Source organism: Pseudoxanthomonas sp. LjRoot204_2, from assembly GCF_056175765.1.
On the sequence record NZ_JBGFFG010000450.1, the window covers coordinates 1 to 2592 of the forward strand.

Annotated in this window: 4 protein-coding genes; all 4 read left to right on the forward strand. The window is 66.2% G+C overall.

Annotation, left to right across the window (positions count from 1 at the left end; all coding sequences use genetic code 11):
- The first annotated feature begins 62 nt into the window (after positions 1-62).
- Positions 63-956: an OmpA family protein gene (locus tag AC04L7_RS16370; RefSeq protein WP_435996826.1), complete on the forward strand. Its 894-nt coding sequence runs from the start codon at positions 63-65 to the stop codon at positions 954-956.
- 189 nt (positions 957-1145) lie between these two features.
- A complete protein-coding gene (locus AC04L7_RS16375) occupies positions 1146-1271 on the forward strand; it encodes a hypothetical protein (RefSeq protein WP_296279532.1) in 126 nt (41 codons plus the stop codon).
- Between the two features lie 41 nt (positions 1272-1312).
- The gene (locus AC04L7_RS16380; RefSeq protein WP_055940917.1) at positions 1313-1531 is read left to right on the forward strand and encodes an HP1242/YdcH family protein; all 219 of its coding nucleotides are present in this window, start codon (positions 1313-1315) and stop codon (positions 1529-1531) included.
- A gap of 109 nt (positions 1532-1640) precedes the next feature.
- The coding region (locus AC04L7_RS16385) for a PLP-dependent cysteine synthase family protein (protein ID WP_475513427.1) at positions 1641-2592 on the forward strand (952 nt) is incomplete at its 3' end.

Here is a 2592-nt window from a genome sequence, read left to right on the forward strand (position 1 = left end):
GATGTGGACCAGCGCCGCGCGGAGATCGCGGACCTGCAGCGCCAGCTCGGGGAGGGCGGTCGATGAGCGCTTACGACCGCATGGTTCGGCTGTCGCTGGCCCTAGTGCTGCCCTTGGTGGCGGCCACCGCGATCGCCGCCGACAACCCGGTGGTCGCCCAGCTCAGCCAGCGCCTGGCGGCACTGCAGTCCGATCCCGTCCTGAGCGAGCACGCGGCGTACGAGAAATTGCAGGCGCAGCATGCGGTGACGGCGCTGTACAAGGGCCGTCGCAGTCAACGCGAAACCCTGCAGTTCGTGGCCGAACGTCGGGTCGAGATCGCCGAGATCGCCGCGCGGACCCAGGCGGCACGCCGCGAGGCCGATCGCCTGGACCGTACGCGCAGCGAACTGCTGGTCGAGGCGAGCCGACGCGAGGCCGAGCGTGCCCGGCGCGAGGCCGAACGTCTTCGCGTGCAGGCGCAGATCCAGGCCGAGGAAACCGAACGCCTGCGGCTGGCCGCCGAGGCCGAGGCACTGGCGCGGCAGGAGGCCGAGACCACCCTCGATACCGTGGCAGGCCAGCAGGCCAACCGATTGAGTGCCGCTCGCCAGCGGGAGCTGAAACTCGCCCGCGAAGAGGCCGAGCTGGTGTCCGGGGCCAAGTTGCCTGCCTCGAAGTTCGAGGCGCGGGGCGAGGTATTCACGCTGGGCGCCAACGTGTTCGCTGGCAATTCCGCCAAGCTATCGGGCGGCGGCACATCCACCGCGAGCGCACTGGCCGCGTATTTGCAAGCCAACCCCAAGGCGCGCGCCCGGATCGAGGGCTACGGCGACAACCAGACGCCGGGGCAGCGTCGTGCGGATGCCTTGCGCGACGCGCTGACGGCGGCCGGGGTGCAGAAGTCGCGCCTGCAGAGCATCGCGAAAGGTACGGGTACCAAGGCTCGGGCGCTGGAAATGATCATCACGCACTGATTTTCCCTTGAAAATCATGAGCTTGGATGAACCTTTCTGGCTTCCCGGCGAATAGCCTGAACATTGTCCCGCGTGCGGTTTCCTTTCAGAATCAATGACTTGACATCGCGCTTGCCGGCCTGCTGGTCGAGGAGTAGGGTCATATTCCCAAGCGACTCCCGTCGCTTGGCTCACCGGAGAATCGACCCGATGACGCCCGTTCCGATACCCCTGGAGACCGCCGCCGGCAAGCAGCTGGCCGTGGGCGTCCTGGCGGGACGCACCGGTGCCGCCGGCCAGAGGCTCCGCTCCCAAGCCAACGCCCCGTGCCTGTGAAGGCCGGGGCGTTCGTATTTCCGCTGAAGGAGGTAATGATCATGTTCGAAGGTCAACCGCAGGCCGACATTGATGCGCTCATCAAGGCCGATCCGGAGTTCAAGCAGCTCTACCAGCGCCACCGCGAGCTGGACAAGAAGGTCACCGACGCCGAACTCGGCGTGCTGCCCATCGATGACACCCTGCTCGGCCAGATGAAGCGCGAAAAGCTGCACGCGAAGGAGCGATTGCTCCGGATCTACGACGCCAAACCGCACTAGGCGCCTCACTTTCTCGTCGCGGGCGKCGGCGGCCTCCTCGTCGGCCGTCGCCGTCCGCGTCACCCAAGTGCGATAATCCGGGCCCGTACCGCACCGGATGCACGGCCGCATGGCGATCCACTCTTCCGTACTCGAGCTGATTGGCGACACGCCGATCGTCCAGGCCAAGCGCCTCGACACCGGGCTCTGCACCCTCTACCTGAAACTCGAGAGCGCCAACCCCGGCGGGTCCATCAAGGACCGCATCGGCATGTCGATGATCGAGGCCGCCGAAAAGCGCGGCGACCTGAAGCCTGGCGCCACCCTCGTCGAGGGCACGGCCGGCAATACCGGCATCGGCCTGGCGCTGGTCGCGCAGCAGAAGGGTTACAAGCTGATGCTGGTGGTCCCGGACAAGATGAGCCGGGAGAAGATCTTCAACCTCAAGGCGATGGGCGCCGAGGTCATCCTGACCCGTTCGGACGTCGCCAAGGGGCACCCTGAGTATTATCAGGACCTGGCCGAGCGCATCGCGCGCGAGACACCCGGCGCCTACTTCATCAACCAGTTCGGCAACCCCGACAATCCGGCCGCGCACGAGTACGGTACCGGCCCTGAAATCCTGCGCCAGATGGACGGCCGGCTGGATGCCATCGTCTTCGGCTGCGGTAGTTCCGGCACCATGACCGGCCTGTCGCGCTGCTTCGCGGAGCAATCGCCGCAGACCGAAATGGTACTGGCCGATCCCGTCGGATCGATCCTGACGCAGTACATCAACGAAGGCACGCTCAGCACGAAGTCGGGCAGCTGGCTGGTGGAGGGCATCGGCGAAGACTTCCTGCCGCAGATCTCGGATTTCAGCCGGGTCAAGAAGGCCTACGCGATCAGCGACGCGGAGAGTTTCCACACCGCTCGCGAGCTGCTGGCGAAGGAGGGCATCCTGGGCGGCTCGTCCACCGGCACCCTGCTGGCGGCGGCGCTCAAGTATTGCCGCGAGCAGACCACGCCGAAGCGCGTGCTCGTGTTCGTCTGCGACACCGGCAACAAGTACCTGTCGAAGATGTACAACGACTACTGGATGC

Bases quoted from the DNA above. Each gene is read 5' to 3' on its own strand.
- AC04L7_RS16380 (WP_055940917.1), top strand. From the start codon at position 1,313: ATGTTCGAAGGTCAACCGCAGGCCGACATTGATGCGCTCATCAAGGCC.
- AC04L7_RS16375 (WP_296279532.1), top strand. From the start codon at position 1,146: ATGACGCCCGTTCCGATACCCCTGGAGACCGCCGCCGGCAAGCAGCTG.
- AC04L7_RS16370 (WP_435996826.1), top strand. From the start codon at position 63: ATGAGCGCTTACGACCGCATGGTTCGGCTGTCGCTGGCCCTAGTGCTG.